Genomic DNA, 23,422 nt, shown 5'->3' on the forward strand with positions numbered 1-23,422 from the left:
TCGGGTAATACCGCAAGCCAGCCGGACACACAATTAATGTGGGAGCGAGCCTGCTCGCGATAGCGGTTGGCCAGGCAACATCAACGCTGGCTGTGATGGCCTCATCGCGAGCAGGCTCGCTCCCACAGAGGTTGGCGCTTATCATGGCCACCGGATTCACCCCCGCCTTTTATGAGACTGAGCATGACTTTCGATTTTGATCAGGTGTTCGACCGCCATGGCACCGGCAGTACCAAATGGAGCCGTTACCCGGCCGACGTGCTGCCGATGTGGGTCGCCGACATGGATTTTGCCGCGCCGCCAGCGATCATCCAGGCCCTGCAACAACGCCTGGAACACCCGATGCTCGGTTACAGCGTGGCCCAGGACAACTTGCGTGACGCCATCGTCGCCGACTTGTGGAACAAGTACGCCTGGCGCGTACAGCCCCAGGAGCTGATCTTCCTGCCGGGTGTCGAGTCGGGTTTCAACATGGCCCTGCATGCGCTGGTTCAGCCGCAGCAGAACGTGGTCGTGCAGACGCCAAACTACCCGCCGCTGCGCCATGCACCGGGCCACTGGCAGCTGAACAAAGTCGAACTGGATTTCGACGCGTTGGCCGATGGCACGTATGCGACGCCACTCGATACCTTGCGGCAGTCGCTGCAAGGTGGCGGCGCGTTGCTGCTGAGCAACCCGCATAACCCGCTGGGCAAGGTCTTCCCCCGCGAAGAACTGCAAGCAGTCGCCGACATCTGCCTGGAACAGGACGCCTGGATCATCTCCGACGAGATTCACGCCGAACTGTGCTTCGACGGGCGTGTGCACATTCCGATCGCCTCGCTCAGCCCGCAGATCGCCAAACGCACCATCACCCTGATGTCGGCGAGCAAGGCTTACAACATCGCCGGCCTGAAGACTTCGTTCATGATCATTCAGGACGCGGCGCTGCGCCATCGGGTCAACAGCGCCCGCTGCGGCATGGTCGACAGCGTCAACCCGTTGGGCATGGAAGCCACCCGCGTCGCCTACAGCGAAGGCGGCCCGTGGCTGAACGGGCTCATGGCCTACCTGCAAAGCAATCGCGATTATCTGGTGGAGGCGGTTCGCACGCGGTTGCCGGGCGTGACCATGAACATACCCCAGGGCACTTATCTGGCGTGGCTCGACTGCACGGCGCTGGGGCTGGACAACCCGCAGCAGTTCTTCCTTGAACAAGCGAAGGTCGGGCTGAGCGCGGGGCTGGATTTCGGCGATAACGCCCGGCAATTCGTGCGCCTGAACTTCGGCTGCCCACGGGCGCTGCTGGAGGAAGGGATCGCGCGGATGGAGCGTAGTTTGCGTAACCGCTGACTCCTGCGGCAACAACGATCAAATGCAGGAGCTGGCGTAGCAGCTCCTGCGTCGTCGCCCACGCTTTCTGGCAAGTCACCGCGTTGCATCAACGGCAGTCTTGACCGTCCACCAGCGCGGCAGCAATTGCTTGACCTTGCTCTCACCAAACCGGTCATCGATCAGCATCACTACCCCTTGATCCTGCCGGGTGCGGATCACTCGCCCCGCCGCTTGCACCACTTTCTGCACACCCGGAAACAGGTAGGTGTAGTCATAACCGGCCCCGAAAATCGCCGCCATGCGCTGTTTCATCTGTTCGTTGACCGGATTGAGTTGCGCAAGCCCCAGGGTGGCAATGAATGCACCAATCAACCGCGCGCCGGGTAAATCGATGCCTTCGCCGAATGCTCCACCCAGCACCGCAAACCCTACGCCCTGACTATGGACGGTGAATTGATCGAGAAACGCCTGACGCGGCCCTTCCCCCATTCCCCGGGACTGCGACCACAGCGTGATGTGCGGATGCCGTTCGGCCAGCAACTGGGCCACTTGCTGCAAATAATCGAAGCTGCTGAAAAATGCCAGGTAGTTGCCGGGGCGCTGGGTGAACTGTTTGGCGATCAGCTCGACGATGGGTTCAAGGGATGCCTGACGGTGGACATAACGGGTCGAAATCTGGCTGACGATGTGCACTTGCAGTTGTTCTGCGCTGAACGGCGACTCCACATCAATCCAGACTGTAGTCGCCGGTGTTCCCAGCAAATCGGTGTAGTAATGCCGAGGGCTCAAGGTGGCGGAAAACAGCACGGCGCTGCGCGCAGCAGTCAGGCGCGGGCGAATGAAACCGGCGGGTACCACGTTGCGCAGGCACAGCTGCGACAGGTTGCGTTTGCGCTCGAGGTCGCGCTTGCTGATGTCGAACAGGAAATGCTCATCGAACAGTTCAGCCACGCGGCCGAATTGCAGCATGTCGAAGTAAAAATTCTGCAATCCGCTGTCCAGGCCTTGGGGATGATCGTTCAGGTAATCGCCGATGCTCGCGCAGCACAAGGACAGCGCCTGAAGCAGTTTTTCCGGGGCTTTGTCGTAGGCCTGATACGGGCTGAGTTGCTGATCATGCAGGGCATTCCATTCACGATTGACCCGTTGCAAGGATCTCTTCAGTGGCTCAGGCGCGTTTTTTCGCACGCTGTTCAACGTTGCCTGGTCGAGGCTGGCGCTGTACATCTGCCGGCCACGCTCCACCAGATTGTGGGCTTCGTCCACCAGCACCGCGACGTTCCAGTTATTGGCCTGGGCCAGCCCGAACAGCAACGCGCTGAAGTCGAAATAGTAGTTGTAGTCGGCGACCACCACGTCCGCCCATCGGGCCATTTCCTGGCTCAGGTAATAAGGACAAACCTCGTGCTGCAGGGCAACTTCGCGCAAGGCACTCTGGTTCAGCAGGCTCAATTGGCGAGCGGCCTGACGCGCGGCCGGCAGACGATCATAAAAACCCTGGGCCAACGGGCAGGATTCGCCATGGCAGGCCTTGTCCGGGTGCTCGCACGCCTTGTCCCGGGCAATCATCTCGAGGACTCGCAAGGGCGGAGCGTCGGCGCTGTCGAGGATGACCTGAGCCGCATCCAGCGCCAATTTGCGCCCCGGAGTTTTCGCCGTGAGGAAAAACACCTTGTCCAATTGCTGCGGCGCCAGGGCCTTGAGCATCGGGAACAGCGTGCCGATGGTCTTGCCGATCCCGGTCGGCGCCTGGGCCATCAGGCAGCGACCGGTGCTGACAGCCTTGAACACCGATTCGGCCAGATGCCGTTGGCCGGGTCGAAAATCGGCATGGGGAAATGCCAGCTGTTGCGCCGCCAGATTACGCCCCTCGCGATGGGCCATTTCCTGCTCGGCCCAGTGCAGGAATAACCCGCAGTGGCGCTCGAAGAGCCGCTGCAAGTCGGCGGCGTTGAAGGCCTCGACCAGACGGGTTTCCTTCTCGCTGACGATGTCGAAGTACACCAGCGCCAAGTCGATCTGCGCCAGATCCAGTTTCTGGCACATCAACCAGCCATAGACTTTCGCCTGCGCCCAGTGCAGCTGTCGGTGGTTGGCCGGTTGTTTACTCAGATCGCCACGGTAGGTTTTGATTTCTTCGAGGCAGTTTTGCGCCGGATCGTAACCGTCCGCCCGGCCTTTCACGGTCAAGGTTCGATACTGGCCCTCAAGCGCGACCTCATTCTGGTAACCCTCGCTGCGTCGTGACGCGACGGTGCGATGCCCGACGATGCCTTCCAGCGCGGTCGGCGACGGGGTGAAACGCAGGTCGAGGTCGCCGACCTTGGCGGTGAATTCACACAACGCCCGCACCGCGATGCTGTAGCTCAAGCGCCCTGCTCCGCCCATTGCACGTAGCAAACGGCAATAGGCATCTGGTGCTCGTGACAAAACTCCAGCCAGCGCAATTGATTGTCTTGCAGGCGATCGCCGGGGCCTTTGACTTCGATCATTCGGTAGGTTTTGTGTTGCGGCCAGAACTGGATCAGGTCCGGCATGCCGGCGCGGTTGGCCTTGATGTCGAGCAGCAGTCGATTGAACCAGTGCTTGAGGTGTTCGGCGGGTAGACAGTCGAGCGCCTGCTCCAGCAGTTCCTCGCTCAGCACGCCCCAGAATACGAACGGTGACTGCACGCCCCACTTGGCGTTGTATCGCTCGCGGATGGTCTGGGTGTAACGCCCGTCATCAAGTTCATCGAGGCAGGCCTGGAACAGATCCGCGCGCCGCGCATGGAAATCTTCGTTGTGCAGGTCCACGGGCCCACGCTGGAACGGGTGGAAAAACGCCCCCGGCAACGGGGCGAAGATCGCCGGCCAGCACAGCAGCCCGAACAGCGAGTTGATCAGGCTGTTCTCGACGTAATGCACCGGCGCCGACTCGTCCGCCAGGTGCGCTTGAACGTAATACTCCACCGACAACGCCGGATCGTGCCGGGGCAGTTCAAGGTCCAGACGCTGCATGGCCCGAGGAGCTGGCCGCTTGATCGGCGGCCCACCCAGTTTGCGCCGCAGTCTGGGCAGCACACGCGATAAATGCTGATGCTCGGTGGCGCTTTCCGGGGCTTGCTCGGCGTGTGCGGCCAAATCCATGGCCAGTTGAAATTCACCACAGCGCTCCAGCACGCGAATCAGCCGCAGACGCGCGCCGGGGTAGGCGCAATCGCGGTAGAGGCCCAGGGCGGTGGAAAAATCCGCGAGGCGTTCGCAGTGCTGAGCGATCTGGAACAGCAGCTTGCCCCGACGTCTTTGCAGCCAGGGATTGGCGAGTTCCAGCCCGTTGATCTGCTCGACGATCGCCGCCACGTCTTCACCGGCCTCGAAACGCTGCTGGCAGCTGTGCAGGAACAGGCACGCGTCGACGTCCTCGCGACTGCGCAAGCCTCGGGATTCGGCGCAAAACTCGACTTTCTCGTAGGTGTAGATGCCAAGGTCGGCCAGAACGAACTCCGACCAGTCCTGGTAAAGGTTGCCGAAGAACATCAGGCGCAGGCGGTCGCACAGGCCCATGATGGTCAGGCTGAATAATCGGTCATCCAGTGCCGGGCACCACTGGGCAAAACGTTGCGCTTGGTGAAACTGCTCGCTCAGGGCCGGCAGCCAATCGCTCTTCTTGCCTTTCGGTTGATCGATGGCTGCGCCAAAACACTGGAGAATCTCGGCCTTGAGCAGCACTTCGAACACCTCCTCGATGGGCAATGGCAACTGATCATCGATCCAGCCCAATGCCAGCAGCGGCGCCGCGGCGCTGGCGATGTCGCCGATCTCGACGTAACTCAGTTTGCCGGCCCTGAAATGCACGCCCTTGCGCATCACCATTCTGACCAGCAAGGCCCGGGGCTCGCGGGGCAGCCGATTGAAGTCGCGGATGAAGTCCTGTTCTTCGATGCTGAGTACATCGGCATAACGATGCTCAAGCCAATCAAGCACTTGCATGAAGTTGTTCAAGTAATAGAACGGGTCGTCGAGAGGATTTACAATCACGGGCAAAAGGGCCATGGCTAGCGAACACTGGTTATGCGTACAGATACCAGCTATGTCCCACCCGGTGCAAACGGAAAAGGATCAGTGGCGACGCTATTCGGCAATTTTCGGGTGACCATCGAACTTTCTGCCATTCCATCGCACCAACCGCGTTAGAAGCACAGTGACGATTGACCTCAAGCGAGGCGTTCGCGCTGTTTTTATTGAGTGATGTGAGGTGTGTATGAATTTCAAGACTCTGGGTTTGCCCCTGGCGGCAGCGGCCTTTTTGGCCCTGGCCGGTTGCTCGACGCCAACGGTCGTGACCCTGCAGAACGGCACCCAGTATTTGACCAAGGACATGCCGAACACCAAGGGCAAGGACGGTTTCTTCGAGTTTGAAGATATTTCCGGAGCGAAGGTGAAAGTCCGCGCCGATGACGTGGCCACGGTTCGCAAGGAGGACTGATCCTCTGAGCGGGCTACTCATCATGCCGGTAAGTTAAAACGCAGAACCTGTGGGAGCGGGGCTTGCCCGCGAAGAACGATGACGCGTAATACCTGAAAAACCGCGGTGCTTTTTTCGCGGGCAAGCCTGTTGTGGTCCAGTTTTTTTGGACCGTCCTGTAGGAGCCAGGCTTGCTCGCGAAGAGGCCCTTACCGGCGCCGCATCACCCTCAGGCGATCACAACCCCACTTCCGGACAAACTGTCCAGCCCAACCCCCACCAGGGTCACCGAATCACCGCCAAACGTCAGCAGCGTATCCTGCCCCACCGCCGTGGCATGGGCCCGGTAGTCGTCGTTCGGCGCAACGCCCTGAACCCCGAGGAACACCAGTTTGTCGTTGGCTTGATAGCCCACCACCCGGTCCTGGCCAAACGCGCCACTGAACAGGAAGGTATCGACCCCGCCGCCTGACTCGATCAGGTCATTACCCGCGCCGCCGACAAACACGTCGTTGCCGGTGCTGCCAAGCAAATGGTCGTTGCCATCGAGGCCAAACAGCCAGTCGCCCGTTGCGTGGGCCTTGAGGGTGTCGGCTCCGGTGGTGCCCTTCACGCTTGAGGCGTACTGGGTCAGGTTGCTACCGACGGTGAGGCCATTGGCGGTGACGCTGTGGGTCACGTCATCCTTGAACACGCCCCAGAGAAACCCCGGCTCCTTGGTGACGATGCTGCCGATGTCACGGGTGATGCTGATGCCGCCATTGGCATCGCGCACGTACAGGTTGCCGGCACCGTCATTGGCAAAGACGAAGTTCTTCACCGACTGCTGCAGGTCCAGCACGTTGCTGCCCTTGCCGCCCAACAGGATGTTGTAGCCACCGCCATCCCTGAAGGTGTCGTTACCGTCGCGACCTTCCAGGTAGTCGTTGCCTTTGCCGCCCTGGATCAGATCACTGCCGTCGCTGCCGATGATGAACGTGCTGCCTTTGTGGGTTTCGGCGTTGCGGTTCAAGTCCTGGACCCAGGTGTTGCTGCGCGCCGGGTCCGAGAGGTTGGCGACGATGATCGTCGAATCCTTGCTGGTCAGGTCGTAGAACGTCGACTCCAGCACCCGGGTCATGCCGTCGCCGTAACCGGTGGGCAAGTGCGAGATCCAGGTGGGAATGTTGAGGATGGAATACGGCAGCACGTTCCACGCCGTCGAGGCGTAGTGGTCGTTAAAGCTGACGATGTTATCGGTCGTCGAATCCTTGGCGGCATCGTGCACGCCTACCGAGGACAGGTTGAACGACGAGCCATCGAGGGCACGGAACACCGGGTCGTTTTCATAACCGACGTTCAGCACTTTGTCGTTGCTGCTTTGGGTCGGCGAGGCGTAGGCGATGTAGTTGGAATCCTGGTAGAACCCGGACCATTTGTTGCTGCTCAAGTCCGCCAGGCTGTTGACCGCCAACCCGCCGAGGCTGTGGCCGCTGACCAGCACGTCCTTGCCCGACAGCCCATTGGCCTGGGCAAATGCCGCGACGTTGCCGAGCAAATTGCCGAAGGCCTCGCCCACGTAGTTTTTCGCGTAATCCTTGGGCCCCAATGCCGCCAGCAAATCGTTGATCACATCACCGATGGAGTCGCCGATCTGGATTTCCCGTGGACCGCTGGTGCCACGAAAGGCGATGCCGATTTCGGTGAGATGGCCCTGGGCGTCGTACTTGCCAAGGATCTCTACTTGAGCGCTGGTGTAACCGTCCTTCTCGCCGAAGAAGGTTCCGCGAGCGTCGGTCTTGCCGTCATAGCCCAGTTGCGCGGCGGTGATCGGCGTCCAGCCGGCTTTTTGCACGGCGTCGAGTGCGGCCTTTTCCGAATCGGGGTTCCAGGGAATGCCGGGGATGACCCCCTGGGAATCGGTGCCGCCGATCAGCGCAGTGACCAAGGTTGCCGGCAAACCCAGGCCGAAACCGTTTTGCTGGTAACCGGTGGCGAAACCGTTATCGAGGTTGTGATAGGAATACAGCGTGATCGCCATGGCGTCGCTGAACAACGCCTTGGAGTCTGCCGTACCGAAGTTTTTGTAGTCATACACACCCATGGGTATTGCCTCTCTCTTTGTTGGAATTGTCAGAGATAGCTCACAACCGAGGCGCCTCACTGACGAGGCGCCCCGGAGCATTTAGTGCATGCAGCCTTTACGCAAACGTAATTCCCGAAGCCGAGAGATTATCCAGACCCACGCCCACCAGCGTTACGGCGTAATCGCCAATCTTGAGCACCGTGTCGTTGCCGGCCTGTGAAGCGTGCTGGGTGTAGTCATAGCCCTGCCCCGCGCCCTGGACGCCCATGAACACCAGTTTGTCGCTGCCCTGATAGCCATTGATCGCGTCAAAGCCGAAGGCGCCGCTGAACAGGAAGGTGTTGCCGCCGCCCGAGGCCTGCATCACGTCATTGCCCGCGCCACCGACGAGGGTCACGTGGCTTTTGTCGCTACGCAGCAGGTCGTCGCCGGCATTGCCGAACAACCAGTCACCGTCGACGCTGGCCACCAGCGTGTTGCCGTAGGCATTGCCGTTGAGCGAGTGGTTGTAGTGGGTCAGTTCAGTGCCATTGATCAAGCCATTGGCGGTGACGTTGTAGGTCACCTCCTTGCTGCCCCACCACGAACCCGACTCCTTGCTCACCAGCGCGTCGATGTCACGGGTCATGCTGATGCCACCGTAGGCATCGCGCACATACAGGGTGCCGTCGCCGTCATGGGCAAAACTGAAGTTCTGCAACGGCTTCTGCAGCTCGAAGGTGTTGCTGCCCTTGCCGCCCAGCAGCAGGTTGTAGCCACCGTCATCGCGGAAGCGGTCGTTACCGTCACGGCCTTCGATGAAGTCATTACCCGCGCCGCCCTTGAGCAAGTCATTGCTGTCGGTGCCGATAATGAAAGTGCTGCCGGTGTGGGGCTCGCCGCTGCGGCCCAGGTCCTCGACCCAGGTCGTGCCTCGGGACGATTCCGACAGGTTGGACACGATCAGTGTCGAGTCCTTGTCGGTGAGGTCGTAGAAGCGCGAGTCGATCACCCGGTTCAGGCCGTCGGCATAGCCCAACGAGCCATGGGCCGACCAGTTCAGCGGGTTAAGGATGCTGAACGGCACCAGGTTCTGCGCGGTGGAGGCGTACTGGTCATTGAAGTTGACGATGTTGTTGGTCGCCGACTCCTGATGGCCGTCATGCTTGCCCAGCGAGCCACTGCTGAAGGTGGTGCCGTCGAGTACGCGAAACACCGGGTCGTTTTCGTAGCCGATGTTCAGCACGTTGTTGCCGGTGGCGCTTTGGGTCGGCGAGGCAAAGGCAATGTAGTTGGCGTCCTTGAAGAAGCCGCCCCAGTTATTGCCGCTCAACTCCGCCAGGCTGTTGACGCCCAACCCGCCGAGGCTGTGCCCGCTGACCAGCACGTCCTTGGCGCTCAGGCCGTGGGCGATGGCAAACACGGCGACGTTTTTGAGCAAGGTATCGAAGGCGTTTTTCGCGTAGTTCGCCGCGTAATCCGCCGGGCCGACTGCGGCCAGCAGGTTGTTTTTCATGTCGCCGAAGGTGTCGCTATACCCCAGGCCGCCGGTGCCACGGAAGGCGATACCGAGGCCGATCAGCTTTCCTGCCCCGTCGTATTTACCGAGGATTTCGGCTTCAGCGCTGGTGAAGCCGTCCTTCTCGCCATAGAAGGTGCCTTGAGGCCCGACCTTGCCCTGATAGCCCAACGCTGCCGCGCCAATCGGTGCCCAAGCGGTTGCCGGCAATGGCTGGCCGGTGGGCGTGTACGCGTAGAGCGTCAGCGCGATTGCGTCGGAGTACAACGCCTTGCCGGCCTCACTGCCGGCATTTTTATAATCAAACAGTCCCATGTTGTTGCTTCCTTTGCGTCAAATCAGAACTGCCAGTCCAGGGTCAGGCTCACACCGTGGTCCTTTTCCCGGGAGCCGAGCATTAGTTGCGTTGCCAAAATCCCTGTGGCTCGAGGCCTGCCCAATCCTGTCAGTCAAGGTGCGGGACCTGTGGGAGCGGGCTTGCGGCTACTGAGTTTTCGGGCCTTGGCCGAACGCCTCATCCACTTTGGCAAGGTCCTGCTCGCTCAAGGTGCCGGCGTAGTAGTGCAATTTGGTCCAGGCCATCAAATAGTCGTAGCGCGCCTGGGCCAGGTCCCGGCGGGTGGTAAACAGTTGTTGTTCGGCGTTGAGCGCATCGAGGTTGACCCGTTCGCCGCCCAGAATGCTTTGCTTGGTCGAGACCACCAGCGCTTCGGCCGACGTCAGGGCCTTCTGATAAGCCCGCAACTTGTTGACCCCCGACAGGCAGGCGCTGAACTGGCGGCGCAGCTGGATCAAGGTTTCCCGGGTCTTGCCGTCCAGTTCGTACTCGGCCTGTTCCATGGTGCGGCTGGCCTGCCGGGTCGAGGCCGAGACGCCGCCACCGGCGTACAGCGGCATGTTGACTTCGATGCCGATGGTGTTGGTGTCGTAGCGCTGGTTATAGGTGTTACCGCTTTCCGATTCGTTCTGGCGCATCGAGGCGTAGGCGTTGACTTTCGGCAGGTGCCCGGCGCGGTTGCGCTCGACCTCGTAGCGCGCCACTTCCACCGCCTGACGCTGGGAGGCCAGGTTCGGGTTGTTGGCCACCGCCATCTCGTGCCAGGTGTCGTAATTGGCCGGTTGCAGGGTGAAGGTCTGGAAGTTCTGGTCCAGTGGCGTCAGGTCGCCAATGTCGATGGCGGCTACGCCAATCAGGGCGCCCAGTTCCCGCAGAGCTGCATCCTGTTCGTCACGCGCCTCGATTTCCTCGGCGGTCGCCAGTTCGTAACGGGACTCGGCTTCGAGGATATCGGTGCGCGTGCCCTCCCCTTGGCGGAACATCTGCTCGTTCTGCTGAAACTGCTGCTCGAAGGCTTTTTTCTTCGCTCGCGCAATGTCGATCTGGTCCTGAGCGAACAACGCCTTGGTGTAGTTCTCCAGCACCCGAACCAGCAGCTCCTGGCTCTTGCCCCGGAAGTTTTCATCAGCAAACAGCGATTGCGCCACGCCTTTGCGATACGCCGCGTAAGCCTCGTAATCGAGCAATGGCTGTTGCAAGGTCAAGGTCGAGCCGTAGCTGCTGTAGTTGCGATCTTCACTCTGGCTGTTACCGCGGTCATTCAGTTGCGTGACCTTGGAGGAGTTACGGCCCTTGTTGTAGTTGTAACCCAGCCTAGGCAACAGCCCGGCGCGGCCAATGGCACGGTTTTCAAGGCCCGCATCGCGCTCCTTGATGGCACCGAGGAACACCGGATCATTGCGTAAGGCTTGCTCGTAAATGTCGAACGGTCCCATGGCCATCGCGCTGTTGCACGTCAGCAACCCCAGGGTCGCTGCGAGCAGGGAAAGCTTTTTCATACAACCGAACATCCTTATTCCTCGGTCAACGCGGAGCCTGCCCGGTCGAGCAGCGGTTTGAACAAATAGTTGAGGAGTGAACGTTCACCGGTGCGCACGAACATCTCTGCCGGCATGCCGGGTTTGATCACCAGGCCGTTGAGTTTTTCCATGGCCTGATCGCTGACGCTGCTGCGCAGCACGTAATACGGCACACCGGTTTTCTCATCGACCATCTGGTCGGCGGAGATCAGGCTGACTTCACCCGGCACTCGCGGGGTGCGGCTCTGGTTGAACGCGGTGAACAGGATGTCCACCGGCAAGTGCGTGCCGACTTTGTCGATCAGGTTGATCGGCAAATGCCCTTCCACCTCAAGACTCGTGCCTTGCGGGACGATCTCCAGCAGGGTGTCGCCCTGACGCACCACCGCGCCTTCGGTGTGAACCCCGAGGTTGACGGCGATGCCGTCGGCGGTGGCGATGATTTCGCTGTGTTGCAGGTCGAAGCCGGCGGAAGTCAGTTGCTCTTCCAGGGTCACGCTTTTGAGCTGCGCGTCGGCCAGTTGGCTGCGCACTTCCTTCTGGTATTCCTCGCTATGCTGTTGCAGCTTCAGCCGGGATTCGAGGATGCCCTGCTCCACCCGACCGCTTTCGCCGGTGTTCTCGGCCAGCTGTTGCTGCACTTGCGACAGCTGACGCTGGTATTCCATCAAGCGGTTGCGCGGGATGTAGCCGTTGTCTGCCAAGGGCTGAAGATTGCTCAACTGTTGTTGCAGGGAACTGGCCTGGGCCGTCAGGTCGGTGCGCGCGCGGCGCATGCCGGCCAGTTGCGCGCCGGCACCTTCGATGTTCGCGCGCAGGGCCGCTTGCTCACGGGAAAAGGCTTCGCGACGGCTGCTGAACAATTGCCGTTGGCCTTCGAGCACCAGGGCCAGGCGCGGATCAGGATCGTTGCTCAGTTCGGCGGGGAAATTCACCTGCTTGAGGTTGTCCCGTTCACTCTGCCAGCGCGCCAGGCTGGCCCACGCCATGCGGTATTGCGCTTGCAGCGATTGCACGTCGGCGGCGACCTGGGTCTGGTCGAGGCGGAACAGCGGCTGGCCCTGCTTCACCACTTGCCCTTCGCGCACCAGAATCTGGCTGATCACGCCGCTGCTCATCGATTGCACGGCTTTGCGCTTACCCGAAACGACCACGGTGCCCTGCACCGGAATGCCTTGATCGAGCGGCGCCAGGCTCGCCCAGGTGAAAAAACTGCCGGCGCCGACAATCGCCAGAATCCAGCCCATGCGGGCGAAGAAACGGGCGTCGCGCTCAGGGCGTTCGGCAATGTAATCGTGTTCCATCGTCGCTTCGCTGTCGTTGTTCATGCGTGCGCTGCTCATACACCCGAATTCCTGGTCGTGGGCTGATACTGCCGGCTCATGCTGAGCCCGCCCGGTGCCTGCGCGGCTTTTTCACGTGGTGGTTCCTGATTGGCAGGCTGATTACCCGACAGGGCCTTCAGCACTTCCTGGCTTGGGCCGAAGGCCTGCAAGCGACCTTCGTTGAGCACCAGCAACTTGTCGGCCTGGGCCAGGGCCGAAGAACGATGGGTGACCAGAATCACGCTGGTGCCACGGGCCTTCATGTGCGCGATGGCGCCAGCCAGTGCTGCTTCGCCGACGGTGTCGAGGTTGGAGTTCGGTTCATCCAGCACCACCAGGCTCGGGTTGCCGTACAGCGCGCGAGCCAGGGCCACACGTTGCTTCTGGCCACCGGACAAACCGCTGCCGTCCTCGCCAAGCACGGTGTCGTAGCCCTGGGGCATGCGCAGGATCAGTTCATGGACGCCGGCCTGTTGCGCGGCTTCGACGACTTTTTGCGGATCCGCCTCACGGAACCGGGCGATGTTTTCGGCGATGCTGCCGCTGAACAGCTCGATGTCCTGGGGCAGATAGCCGATGTAAGGACCGAGGTCGTCGCGGTTCCAGCGATGAATGTCCGCGCCGTCGAGGCGCACCGTGCCGCCCAACGTCGGCCAGACGCCGACCAGCACCCGTGCCAGGGTCGATTTACCAGACCCGGAAGCCCCGAGCACGCCCAGCACCTCTCCGGCGCCCAGGTTGAAATTGACCATGTGCAAGGTCGCTGCCCGTTGCCCTGGCGGGCCGGCACTGACTTGCTCGAACGTGATCTGGCCTTTCGGCGCCGGCAGCGCCATGGCCTCGTCACTCGGTGGAAAGGCTTGGAGCAAGGCGTCGAGCCGGCGGTAAGCGAGTTTGGCGCCGCTCCATTGTTTCCACACGGCGATCAACTGATCGATGGGGCTCAGCACCCGGCCCATCAGGATGGAACCGGCGATCATCATCCCGGCGGTCATGTCGCCCTTGATCACCAGCAAGGCGCCCAGCCCCAGCACCAGGGATTGCAGGCACAGGCGCAGGGTTTTGCTCAGGGAACTGATGACCGCGCCGGTGTCGCTGGCCTGATTCTGCAAGCCGAGAAAACGCGAGTGCACCTCAAACCAGCGCTTGCGCAACGCGCCGAGCATGCCCATCGCCTGAATGGTTTCGGCGTTATGCAGGTGACTGGTGGCCAGTTGGCTGGACTTCTGGGAAAAACCCGCGGCTTCGCCCAAAGGCTTTTTGGTCATGGCCTCGTTGAGGCAGGCCAACCCGATCAGCAGCACCGCGCCTGCGGTGGCCAATACGCCGAGCCAGACATTGAACAGAAAGATCACGAACAGATAGACCGGAAACCACGGCGCATCGAAGAAGGCAAACAGCGCCGGGCCGGTGACGAATTGGCGAATGTGGGTCAGGTCGCCCAGCGATTGCCCAGCGTTGCCCTCGCCTTTGAACAGGTTGCGCTCGAAAGCGGCCTGATACACCCGCAGGTTGAAGCGGCGCTCCAATTGGCTGCCGATACGGATGACGATGAAGCTGCGCACGATCTCCAGCAGCCCGATAAAGGCAAAGAACCCCACCACCATCAACGACAACATCGCCAGTGTGGTTTCGTTTTGCGAAGACAGCACCCGATCATAGACCTGGAGCATATAAATCGACGGGACCAACATCAGCACATTAATCAACGCGGTAAAACACCCGACGCTGATCAGGATGCTTTTATAGTCGCCCAGTGCCTTGAATAACGGTGCAGTGGCCGGGCTCTTCGCCATCTTCATTGGTTTTTCCTGAGGTGTTATTCCTCGCCTTACTTGGCGAGTTTCCAGTTAACTGTCCGCACACGGGCCGAGACATTCTTTTGCCGGTTATCGCTGACACATCCATAACAACTCTTATGTTCTTTAAAGAATTCCAGTTATTGATCGGCTGCTTATAACTGCAACAATGGGCTTTATATTCAGCGCCTGATGCCGGTCCGGTTGTTTTCGCCTAATGCGCTTCGCGCTTGAGCGTAATAATCAGGCCCGACTTCAAGGTACTTTTATAAAGCCCCTCATGCTGTCGGCTGAAGAACACTATTCTTGAGCCTTCTTTGCCGGTCACGGCAATGCCATCCGGTTCCGGAAACCAGCCAATCGCCGACTCGTTCAGCCAGGCGCCGAGGCAGTCGGCCCCCTCACCCAGGGTCTGGTTCGATTTAAGCTCGACCGTGCATACATTCGACGGCTTGTCTTGTAGCGCCCGGGACTCCGCCGAGTCTTGTGCGGTGTTCAAGGTGGCCTGCCATTTCCCCGCGAGTTCCGATGGGTCGGCTAATTTCAGACTGCGTGCCATGGCTGCATCTCCAAGAAACATCATCAGCGTCGCCAACAGCCACGCGGTTGCTTTGTAGGTAAAAGCGTTATGGATCATAGGGCGTTTTACTCTGGGTTGTAGCCTTGGCACCTGCCGTTCAAGGGACAGAGAGCGGCGCGTCAGGCGCCGCCCTCTTTTTTGCCTTGAATCAGGCCACGATGTCCGAGTACGCCGCCTGGCCAACGGTGCTGACCAGGAAGTCAGCCACGCCGTGCCCGGAGAAGTCCACCGACAACAGGCTGTTGCCGCCCGAAGTGGTCAACACTGCATCGCCTGCCGCACCGGTGAACGAATTCACGAAGTGCAGGCCCGCACCGTTGGTGATGCCGGTCAGGTCAATCTTGTCCAGGCCACTGACGAAATCGAGGATCTGGTCGACGGCACCTGGCTTGGAATCGCTGCTGGCCGCGAACACGAAGGTGTCCGAACCCGAGCCGCCCCACAGTTTGTCCGCACCGCCCGCGCCGTAGAGGATGTCGTTGCCGGCACCGCCCTTCAGCTCGTTGGACACGCTGTTACCGATCAACAGGTCGCTGCCCGAACCGCCAACCGCGTTCTCGACGGTGACGCCCTTGGCGATGGACACGTTGCCCACCAGGCCGCCAACGTCGGAGAACGAGGCTTCATTGAGGTTGATCTTCTGGTTCTGGGTGAAACCGGAGAAATCCAGGGTGTCCTTGCCGCCCGCATCCCACACCGAGAACACGACTTTATCCGACGACGAAGACGCGCTCAGGAAGTCGCGACCGGCATTGGAGTTGAAGCCGTAGGTGGTGTCACCCGTACGGGTGGTGGTGTTGGCACCGTAGAGTTTCTGGATGGCAGCGATATCGTCCATCAGCGGGCCGGAGGAATAGGCTTCCACGCCGCCCTTGCTGAAGTTCTGGTCGGTATTGCTTTCACTCCAGTAACTCATGACGCTGTAGCCGCGGGTGTCTTGCCCGTAAGTCGCGTCATTGTAGGTCGGCGTGCCTTCACCGGCGTTGTAGTCGCCGGGGTGAGCCAGGCCCAGAGAGTGACCGATTTCGTGAGTCAGGGTCTGACGGCCGTAGTTGTTCAGGTCCGGCGTCTTGTTCGGCGTGTAGCTGCTGTTGGTCAAGTACCAGGAAGTACCGTCATAACCTGCCCCTGTGCCAGGCAGATAGGCGAATGCCGCCGCGCCGTCCTGACCGCCGCTGTAGTTGCCGAAAGTCATGTGACCGTCGCCGCCAGTGGTTTTTTCAGTGAAGGTGACTTTGGCCACGTCGGCCCAGGATTGCATGGCGAGTGCGGCTTGGGCTTTCTGTTGCGTATTGAACTGGCTGAACCCGGTAATGCCATGCTTGTTCATGGTGCTCGACGAGGCCGAGGTCAGGAACGTATAGGTCAGTTCGATTTTGCCGCTGCCGTCCTTGTCCTGGTAGGCAGCCCCGTCGCGCAGCAGCTGGGTAGCGGCCTCTTCGACGGAGAAGGAGGGTTTGCCATTGACCGTGAGATTGCCGCCCCGATCATACTGATGGCTGAAACTATCGATCTGGTTGTAGGCGGAACTGGGTGCAGCCAGCGCTTGCAATGGCGCAAAGGCCTGTTCGGCAAGATCAATAGCGTTGTCTTTTACTTTCGACATAAACACACTTCCTTGTTTAGCAATGGAACAGTTTTTGTCCGATACGACAATCTCTGGCGAGATCGTCCTATCACTCGCCCAATGAAGGCGTATAAAAACTGACACAATTCGAAATCAAACGTCTACGTTTTTTTTGACGTCAAATTGAACTATTCCAGACAACCCCCCGTAAACAGTGCGTGCGCTGTCGAAATATTGTTTGTAGTTCAGGGTTTCAACCTGATTGTCTGACAATCTTCTATTTAAATATTAAATAGAAATAAGTTGTTTTTTGTTGAGGTGTTCTCGTTTTTCGGACTAGTTAATATAAGTGCCAGTGCATTGCCATCAACTAATTAAACGTTCAGTTAGTTGTAGTAGTGGCCAGGGGCAGTGCTCCGTGACTACACGGGAAAATACCGGCACCGCGCATCACATTTCCCGCGGCCGAAACGGGCCTCAGACCATCCTCGTCATCCCGAGCTGCTAGAATCATTACGCCTTGGCCGCTGATCAGCGTTGCCCGACCGTCCCCTTCCCTGGCTCCGTCGCAGCCTCCGAGCCGCCAAAGCCCTTGTCTCCTGATCTGGAGGTATCCCATGAGTGGCAACACCGAACTCACTACATTCACCGGCTGGGCCGCAACGGCCCTTTCACATCCTCCTCCTGCCGAACCGCTCGATCGTGATAGCCCTTCTGCCACAAACGCCCGCTTCGCCCTAGCGCCTGATTAACGGCCAGACTACTTCGGGACTTGATTCGACACATCAGCTCGGGCAGCGTTTTATCCCGAAGTTCTACCAAACAGTGCATAGGGTCTGGCATCACCACCCAAGTCAAAAAGTCGTCCGGGCTTCAATGACCAACGGGATGCCCGGCGATGCTGGTCTTTGGCCGAAATGCCGGTATCTCATGACCTGCGTCAAAAAAATTGAACCAATCGCTAAACGGACTGAAAAATTCCACATGATTTTCACATCCGGGTGCTACTTTTAAAGGCAGTCACCGGTTGAGCCATTGAAGGCTCTTCCCTCCTAACATGAGCTAAAGGAAGCGCTCGATGAAGAAGGTGGGCAACACATGAATCAAGGCTCATTCAGTAAGGTCACTTTTCCAAATGCCTGCCAGCTGATGCGCTGGCATTTTCATCCCATGGGTTTCGAGGCGACCATGGATGCGCCGGGCAGCATGGTTGCCCGCCTGTTCGATCGCGCCAGTGGCGAAACCATGATCGCCATTGCCGGTATTCCTTGTGCAACGGTCATGAATGCTGCCGATGTAGAACGGATAATCGAAGCCGTGGAAGATGAACTGGAGACGTTCATTCCACCGGCGGCGCTCGGGAATTACGCCTGACAGTCGCTGTTCCACAAAACCTGTGGGAGCGGGCTCGCTCGCGAAGAGGGAGTATCACTCGACATTGATGTTGCCTGGCACACCGCCTTCGCGAGCAAGCCCGCTCCCACATGGATTGCGCTTAACCCATCAGCAACAGGGCCTGAGCCAGATCGGCGCGCAGGTCTTCGACATCCTCGACCCCCACTGACAAACGCACAAGCGCATCGCTGATACCGAGCTTCGCGCGGGTTTCTGCCGGGATGGTGGCGTGGGTCATGATCGCCGGGTGCTCGATCAGGCTTTCCACCCCGCCCAGGCTCTCGGCCAAGGCGAAGATCCGCACACTCTCCAGGAAACGTCTGGCACCAGCCAGGTCGCTGTTCAGCTCGAGGGAAATCATCCCGCCGAATCCGCGCATCTGCCTCCGCGCCAGTTCGTGCTGCGGGTGCGATGCCAGGCCCGGATAAAAAACGCGCGCCACCTGCGGTTGCCTCTCCAACCATTGCGCCAGCTCCAGCGCGTTGCTGCAATGGCGCTCCATGCGCAATGCCAACGTCTTCACGCCGCGCAGGGTGAGAAAAGCGTCGAACGGTCCGGCAATCGCCCCCACCGCGTTCTGCAGAAACCCCAGGCGCTCGCTCAGTTCGGCATTCTGCCCGACCACCGCGATGCCGCCGATCACGTCGGAGTGGCCGTTCAGGTACTTGGTGGTCGAGTGCAACACGATGTCGAAGCCCAGTTCCAGCGGACGCTGGATCCACGGGCTGGCAAAGGTGTTGTCAGCCACACAGATGATGCCTCGCTCGCGACAGATCCGCGCGACGGCGGTGAGATCGGTGAGGCTTAGCAAAGGATTGCTCGGCGTCTCGACCCAGACCATTCGCGTGTCGTCCTGCAGCGCCGCTTCGAAGGCCGCCAGGTCCGTCAGTTCGACGAAACTGAAGCGATGCCCGGCGCTGCGTCGGCGCACCCGTTCAAACAGTCGGAATGTTCCGCCGTACAGATCATTGCCAGAAACGATGTGCGCGCCAGCGTCGAGCAGCTCGAGCACCGTCGCGATCGCCGCCAGCCCGGACGCGAAGGCAAACGCCTGGGTGCCACCCTCAAGGTCCGCCACACAACGCTCCAGGGCAAAGCGCGTCGGGTTGTGCGAGCGCCCGTAGTCGAAGCCCTTGTGCACACCGGGGCTCTGCTGCGCATAGGTGGAGTTGGCGTAAATCGGCGGCATCAGCGCCCCGGTGGTAGGGTCCGGCGTCTGCCCGGCATGGATCACACGGGTGGCGAAGCCGCGTGGCGCGACGGTTTCATCGTGCTGGCTCATGCGAGGGATCTCCGCAAGTGATTGAGCATGTCGACACGAGTAATCAAGCCGTGAAAGCCCGAGGTGTCGGCGATGATCGCCACCAGCCCACGGTCGAGCACCACCTCCAGTTCAGCAAGACTGGCGCCGGGAGGCAGGGTTTCGAGCTTGTCGGTCATCGCGCTGGTCACGGTCATTCGGAAGTGCGTAGCGTCTTCGTGCACGCCAAGCAGAATGTCAGACTCGTCGATCACCCCGACCAGCCGCTGCCCATCCACCAGCACCGGCAGTTGCGATACATCCGCCAGGCGCATGCGCTGGAACGCTGTGAGCAAGGTGTCGTCCGGCCCCACGCTGACCACCCGGCCATCCTCGAAGCGCCGGGCGATCAGGTCACGCAAATCGCCGTAGCGCTTGCGCGCAAGCAGACCCTGATCGTTCATCCACTGGTCGTTGTAGATCTTCGACAGGTAGCGGGTGCCGGTGTCACAGACGAAACTGACCACCCGCTTCGGCTCGGTTTGCTCGCGGCAGTAACGCAATGCCGCCGCCAGCAAGGTACCGGTCGAAGAGCCGCCAAGAATGCCTTCGGCGCGCAGCAGTTGGCGGGCATGATCGAAACTTTCCTCGTCGCTGATCGAATAGGCGTGGCGCACGCTGGACAGGTCGGCAATCGACGGAATGAAATCCTCGCCGATGCCTTCCACCGCCCACGATCCGGGCGTGCCGAGGGTGCCGCTGCGGCTGTACTCGGCCATCACCGAGCCGACCGGATCGGCCAGTACCATTTCCAGGTTCGGCTGTACGCGGCGGAAGAAGCGGGTGAGCCCGGTCAGCGTGCCGGCCGAACCGACGCCGACGACGATGGCATCCACATCATGCTGGGTTTGCGCCCAGATCTCCGGCGCGGTGCTGCATTCGTGGGCCAGCGGGTTGGCCGGGTTGTTGAACTGATCGGCGAAGAAGGCGTCGGGAATGTCTTTGGCCAGCCGCGCAGCGACGTCCTGGTAATAATCGGGATGGCCCTTGCCGACGTCGGAGCGGGTGATGTGCACCTCGGCGCCCATCGCCTTGAGGTGCAGGACCTTCTCGGTGGACATCTTGTCCGGCACCACCAGCACCACCCGGTAACCCTTGGCGCGGCCGACCAGTGCCAGACCCAGACCGGTGTTGCCAGCAGTGGCCTCGACAATGGTGCCGCCAGGGCGCAGGCGACCATCGCGCTCGGCGGCGTCGATCATCGCCAGGCCGATGCGGTCCTTGATCGAACCGCCGGGGTTCTGCGATTCGAGTTTGAGAAACAGTGTGCACGGACCGGTATCGAAGCGGCTGACACGCACCAGTGGCGTATTGCCAATCAGTTCGAGCACGGCAGGACGGGAGTCGTTAGGCATGTCGTCACCTCGCTGCGGATATCCGCACTGGATGGACAGCGACCTGCGGCCAGCCAAGCGCGCCAGTCGCAAGCAAAGTCTCGCTTGGACCATAGGCCGGGATTGCGCCCCTCGCAACTTTTCGCAGCCAGTCGGTAGCGTCTCTGTGGCGAGCGAGCTTGCTCGCGCCGGGTCGCGTAGCGGCCCCAAAAATCCGAGAACCATTGCCGATTTTTGTGAGTGCTGCGCACTCAAGCGGAAGCAAGCTCCCTCGCCACGGGTTCTTCTGACTCAAGACTCTCTTAAGGGTCAGGCCAGCACTTTTCCTTGACGGTGATCGGCAAAAAACACTTTGCCCTTGCCGATCCTATCGGAGGCCTTGGGCATATTCACCGCCTGGGTATCCTGGCCATCGACATACCAGTAGCAATGGCTCACCGCGCGGGTGATGCCCACGTAGGCCAGCCGCAAAATCTCGTCTTTCTGCGCGCTGTCGTAGGGCTCGCTGTCGCCGGCCTTGCCGAGTCCGGCCATGCGATAGACCTGGTTCTTGTAAGGCGAGCTGGTCAGATGCTGGCAATCGCCCAGCAGGAATACCGCATCAGCTTGCAGGCCCTTGGCGCTGTGATAGGTCAGTTGCTTGAGCCTTCGCGCGTCGTACGGCAAGCTAGAATCCACATTAACTACGGACTGAATATGCTCTTCTATCAATGACTTATCGCTACTTTTTCGATAAAGCATCAAGATTGAATCGCCTTTTTTGTAGTGCTCGATCAACCGCTGGGCCATGCCCTGGTCATCCCGATCGAGAACGTTCACCGGCAGCAGCGCCTTGGGCTCGCCGCTGGCCTTGGCCTTCTTGCCGGCGATTGCCGGCGCCGCGCGGACGATATGCTCCGCCGCGTCGATGATGTGCTGATGGCTACGGTAGTTGTCGCTGAGCATCACCTTGGTCGTGCTCGGCGACGGGAACGCCTTGTTGAACTCCATGAAGTAGGTCGGCGAGCTACCGCGCCAGCCGTAAATCGACTGCCAGTCGTCCCCCACACAAAGCAATGACGAACGTTGCGCGCCGCGCCCCACATGCATGGCCGGGCCACGACTGCGGATCTCGGCCAGGCTGGCGCGGATCCAGGAAACGATCTGCGGCGACACGTCCTGAAACTCGTCAATCATCAAGTGCGACATCGGCCTGAGCAGCTCATCGCTGAGCAGCTTGAGATTCTCCGGTGAATGCTCGCTGAACAGGGCAAACATCCGATTGTAGGTCATCACGGGTGGCGATTGATCCAGCAGATGATCTTCCAGCGCTCGCCAGAACAGGCTCAAGGCCTCGAAGAAAAACCGGTCCGGATCATCCTTGGCGAAACTCATCTGGCCCACGGCACTGGGCACATCCAGGCCGAGGTTTTCGATAAACCCGGCAGCCGCGACAAAACAGTCCAGCAACGGCGCGGAACCGAGCTCGCCCTTGACCTTGTAATCAAAGCCCGGCCCGGCGCTGGCGTCACCGGCAAGAGAGGCCAGAACACGCTTTGAAGACTCGTAACTATCAAGCCATATCAATGGCTTACGACAGAAAGCTTGAAACAGGGTGCGTTTTACCGCCCATTCCGCGCGCACGGTAAGTTTGGTATTTGGACGGCTGACCTGCGGGTTTTCCCGAGGGTCGAAACCCAACACCACCCAGGCATCCAGCGCCGGAATGTAACCGTGGCAATGAAAGGTCGAGCCGTTGATGTCGAAGGTCTGGCGATTCGGCTCGATGCCCTTGATTGGCCAAGCACCCGCGCGAAACCACAAATCCTCGATGGTGTCGCACAGCTCTTCATCGCGCTTGGCGGCGAGCTCCGTCACTGCCATGCGCTTCTGCACGTCCGGGTGATCACGCTCCAGCTCCTTGAGCTGCAAGGCGTGGCGAGACAAAGGCTTGATCAACTCGCGAAAGCGCTCATCGCGGGTGTGCAGGCTGTGATAGCAGGCATTGAGTTGCTGACGCTGGGCGTCATTGATGCGCAGGTCGAAGGGATTGCTGTCGACCTCCTCATCGCCGCCCTGCACACGAAAGCTGAGGTTTTCGAAGGCTTGCAGCCGCTCGAAACCCGGCAGGCTGCGAACCATCGGCAGGATGCGCGAATGAAAGGTGCGCACCAGGTCCCGCGCCTCTTTAAGGCTGAGCGTCCGGCCCCACAAGGCAAACAGCTCGATCAGCTTGTTAATGAAGTCCTTGCGCGATTCGCGGGTGAAGGTCACCACGGTCATCGAACTCAGCTCAAACCCCAGGTAATGGCTGAGCAGCAGGATTCGCAGCACCAGCGTGGTTGACTTGCCCGCGCCCGCCCCGGCGATCGCCGAGGTCGACGGTGTGTCGCTGAAGATCATCTTCCATTGGGCAGCGCTCGGCTGGGCATGCGCGGGCAGCAGCCTAGCAACGTCGGCCTTCATGCGTTTTTTCAGCTCAGCGTTCAATGGCAGGCGCCAATCGTCGAACAGATTGTCATCGACATTGGGCGGTCGATGCTCGGTTGAGCGCGAGTCGCGGATCAGCAGAACCTGCCGACCTTCCTCCAACCCTTCGAGCTTGCCTTCCTTATAGCCGTACTCCACACCGGCGCTGTGGCCGCTGCGAAAACCGTCGGCTTGCCCGTGCAGCCAGGACGCACGGTGTTGCGCGCGCAGGCGGGTCAGGCCGTGGCCAAAGAACCGGGCGGCCAGGCGCTTGAGCAACGGCATCTCGGCCAATGGACGAAGTTCGGGAGGAAGATCGGGGGTGTGTTGCGGCACGCTGACGGACTCCAGGGTGTGAGGCTGTTGAGGGCTATGGTGTCTGCATTTGCCGTTGAGTTCTAGTGAAATGCTTACAGGTCATTGGCTTATGCGATGAAGTGAAGGCTGGATGAGAATATTTCGAGGTTATTTGATATCAACTAATTCGATTGTAT

15 protein-coding genes and 1 pseudogene are annotated in these 23,422 nt (G+C 60.2%); 3 read left to right on the forward strand and 13 right to left on the reverse strand.

The annotated features are described in order from the left end of the window. Window positions 1-183: 183 nt before the first annotated feature. Entirely contained in the window at window positions 184-1,332 is a 1,149-nt protein-coding gene (locus tag AACY49_RS25405; RefSeq protein ID WP_339527139.1) for a MalY/PatB family protein, read from the forward strand. A gap of 75 nt (window positions 1,333-1,407) precedes the next feature. On the opposite strand, the gene AACY49_RS25410 is transcribed toward AACY49_RS25405, so the two are convergent. Then, window positions 1,408-3,684 carry an ATP-dependent DNA helicase gene (locus AACY49_RS25410; RefSeq protein ID WP_339527142.1) on the reverse strand — a complete coding sequence of 759 codons (2,277 nt, stop codon included), beginning with the start codon at window positions 3,682-3,684 and terminating at the stop codon, window positions 1,408-1,410. Beyond that, window positions 3,681-5,348, reverse strand: a complete 1,668-nt coding sequence (locus AACY49_RS25415; RefSeq protein WP_339527144.1) for a VRR-NUC domain-containing protein — start codon at window positions 5,346-5,348, stop codon at window positions 3,681-3,683. The genes AACY49_RS25410 and AACY49_RS25415 overlap by 4 nt, the downstream gene beginning before the upstream one ends. A 208-nt stretch (window positions 5,349-5,556) precedes the next feature. Between AACY49_RS25415 and AACY49_RS25420 the strand changes: the two genes are divergently transcribed. After that, complete coding sequence (locus AACY49_RS25420; RefSeq protein WP_258700617.1) at window positions 5,557-5,781, forward strand: YgdI/YgdR family lipoprotein; 225 nt, start codon at window positions 5,557-5,559, stop codon at window positions 5,779-5,781. 208 nt (window positions 5,782-5,989) lie between these two features. Here the strand turns inward: AACY49_RS25420 and AACY49_RS25425 are convergent, their stop codons facing one another. The 8 genes and pseudogenes from AACY49_RS25425 to AACY49_RS25460 form a co-directional block, all read right to left on the reverse strand. Next, window positions 5,990-7,843 (reverse strand): polyurethane esterase, encoded by a 1,854-nt coding sequence (locus AACY49_RS25425; RefSeq protein WP_339527146.1) that lies wholly within the window; start codon window positions 7,841-7,843, stop codon window positions 5,990-5,992. 97 nt (window positions 7,844-7,940) lie between these two features. Next, window positions 7,941-9,638, reverse strand: coding sequence for a polyurethane esterase (locus AACY49_RS25430; RefSeq protein ID WP_339527148.1), 1,698 nt, complete (start codon window positions 9,636-9,638; stop codon window positions 7,941-7,943). Window positions 9,639-9,806: 168 nt separating this feature from the next. Further along, entirely contained in the window at window positions 9,807-11,171 is a 1,365-nt protein-coding gene (locus tag AACY49_RS25435) for a TolC family outer membrane protein (protein WP_258700620.1), read from the reverse strand. Between the two features lie 2 nt (window positions 11,172-11,173). After that, the gene (locus tag AACY49_RS25440) at window positions 11,174-12,523 is read right to left on the reverse strand and encodes an HlyD family type I secretion periplasmic adaptor subunit (RefSeq protein WP_339527152.1); all 1,350 of its coding nucleotides are present in this window, start codon (window positions 12,521-12,523) and stop codon (window positions 11,174-11,176) included. Then, window positions 12,520-14,307 carry a type I secretion system permease/ATPase gene (locus AACY49_RS25445; RefSeq protein WP_339527155.1) on the reverse strand — a complete coding sequence of 596 codons (1,788 nt, stop codon included), beginning with the start codon at window positions 14,305-14,307 and terminating at the stop codon, window positions 12,520-12,522. Before AACY49_RS25445 ends, AACY49_RS25440 begins: the two co-directional genes overlap by 4 nt. Before the next feature lie 211 nt (window positions 14,308-14,518). Beyond that, a complete protein-coding gene (locus AACY49_RS25450) occupies window positions 14,519-14,941 on the reverse strand; it encodes an AprI/Inh family metalloprotease inhibitor (RefSeq protein ID WP_339527157.1) in 423 nt (140 codons plus the stop codon). Between the two features lie 91 nt (window positions 14,942-15,032). Next, window positions 15,033-16,490, reverse strand: a complete 1,458-nt coding sequence (locus AACY49_RS25455) for a serralysin family metalloprotease (RefSeq protein ID WP_339527159.1) — start codon at window positions 16,488-16,490, stop codon at window positions 15,033-15,035. 630 nt (window positions 16,491-17,120) lie between these two features. Beyond that, window positions 17,121-17,309: pseudogene (locus AACY49_RS25460) on the reverse strand (transposase); the annotation flags it as partial. Window positions 17,310-17,549: 240 nt separating this feature from the next. On the opposite strand from AACY49_RS25460, the gene AACY49_RS25465 reads away from it, so the two are divergent. Further along, complete coding sequence (locus AACY49_RS25465) at window positions 17,550-17,825, forward strand: DUF1652 domain-containing protein (RefSeq protein WP_258700625.1); 276 nt, start codon at window positions 17,550-17,552, stop codon at window positions 17,823-17,825. A gap of 121 nt (window positions 17,826-17,946) precedes the next feature. Here AACY49_RS25465 and AACY49_RS25470 read toward each other — a convergent pair whose 3' ends face one another. The 3 genes from AACY49_RS25470 to AACY49_RS25480 form a co-directional block, all read right to left on the reverse strand. Beyond that, complete coding sequence (locus tag AACY49_RS25470; RefSeq protein WP_258700626.1) at window positions 17,947-19,128, reverse strand: cystathionine gamma-synthase; 1,182 nt, start codon at window positions 19,126-19,128, stop codon at window positions 17,947-17,949. Next, the gene (locus AACY49_RS25475) at window positions 19,125-20,501 is read right to left on the reverse strand and encodes a pyridoxal-phosphate dependent enzyme (protein ID WP_339527163.1); all 1,377 of its coding nucleotides are present in this window, start codon (window positions 20,499-20,501) and stop codon (window positions 19,125-19,127) included. Before AACY49_RS25475 ends, AACY49_RS25470 begins: the two co-directional genes overlap by 4 nt. A 288-nt stretch (window positions 20,502-20,789) precedes the next feature. After that, entirely contained in the window at window positions 20,790-23,264 is a 2,475-nt protein-coding gene (locus AACY49_RS25480; RefSeq protein WP_339527166.1) for a UvrD-helicase domain-containing protein, read from the reverse strand. Window positions 23,265-23,422 lie beyond the last annotated feature (158 nt).

Origin of the sequence: Pseudomonas sp. EL_65y_Pfl2_R96 (genome assembly GCF_963970905.1) — a bacterium.
Lineage (GTDB): Bacteria > Pseudomonadota > Gammaproteobacteria > Pseudomonadales > Pseudomonadaceae > Aquipseudomonas.

Bases quoted from the DNA above. Each gene is read 5' to 3' on its own strand.
- AACY49_RS25405 (WP_339527139.1), top strand. From the start codon at position 184: ATGACTTTCGATTTTGATCAGGTGTTCGACCGCCATGGCACCGGCAGT.
- AACY49_RS25415 (WP_339527144.1), bottom strand. From the start codon at position 5,348: ATGGCCCTTTTGCCCGTGATTGTAAATCCTCTCGACGACCCGTTCTAT.
- AACY49_RS25420 (WP_258700617.1), top strand. From the start codon at position 5,557: ATGAATTTCAAGACTCTGGGTTTGCCCCTGGCGGCAGCGGCCTTTTTG.
- AACY49_RS25425 (WP_339527146.1), bottom strand. From the start codon at position 7,843: ATGGGTGTGTATGACTACAAAAACTTCGGTACGGCAGACTCCAAGGCG.
- AACY49_RS25430 (WP_339527148.1), bottom strand. From the start codon at position 9,638: ATGGGACTGTTTGATTATAAAAATGCCGGCAGTGAGGCCGGCAAGGCG.
- AACY49_RS25435 (WP_258700620.1), bottom strand. From the start codon at position 11,171: ATGTTCGGTTGTATGAAAAAGCTTTCCCTGCTCGCAGCGACCCTGGGG.
- AACY49_RS25440 (WP_339527152.1), bottom strand. From the start codon at position 12,523: ATGAGCAGCGCACGCATGAACAACGACAGCGAAGCGACGATGGAACAC.
- AACY49_RS25445 (WP_339527155.1), bottom strand. From the start codon at position 14,307: ATGAAGATGGCGAAGAGCCCGGCCACTGCACCGTTATTCAAGGCACTG.
- AACY49_RS25450 (WP_339527157.1), bottom strand. From the start codon at position 14,941: ATGATCCATAACGCTTTTACCTACAAAGCAACCGCGTGGCTGTTGGCG.
- AACY49_RS25455 (WP_339527159.1), bottom strand. From the start codon at position 16,490: ATGTCGAAAGTAAAAGACAACGCTATTGATCTTGCCGAACAGGCCTTT.
- AACY49_RS25465 (WP_258700625.1), top strand. From the start codon at position 17,550: ATGAATCAAGGCTCATTCAGTAAGGTCACTTTTCCAAATGCCTGCCAG.
- AACY49_RS25470 (WP_258700626.1), bottom strand. From the start codon at position 19,128: ATGAGCCAGCACGATGAAACCGTCGCGCCACGCGGCTTCGCCACCCGT.
- AACY49_RS25475 (WP_339527163.1), bottom strand. From the start codon at position 20,501: ATGCCTAACGACTCCCGTCCTGCCGTGCTCGAACTGATTGGCAATACG.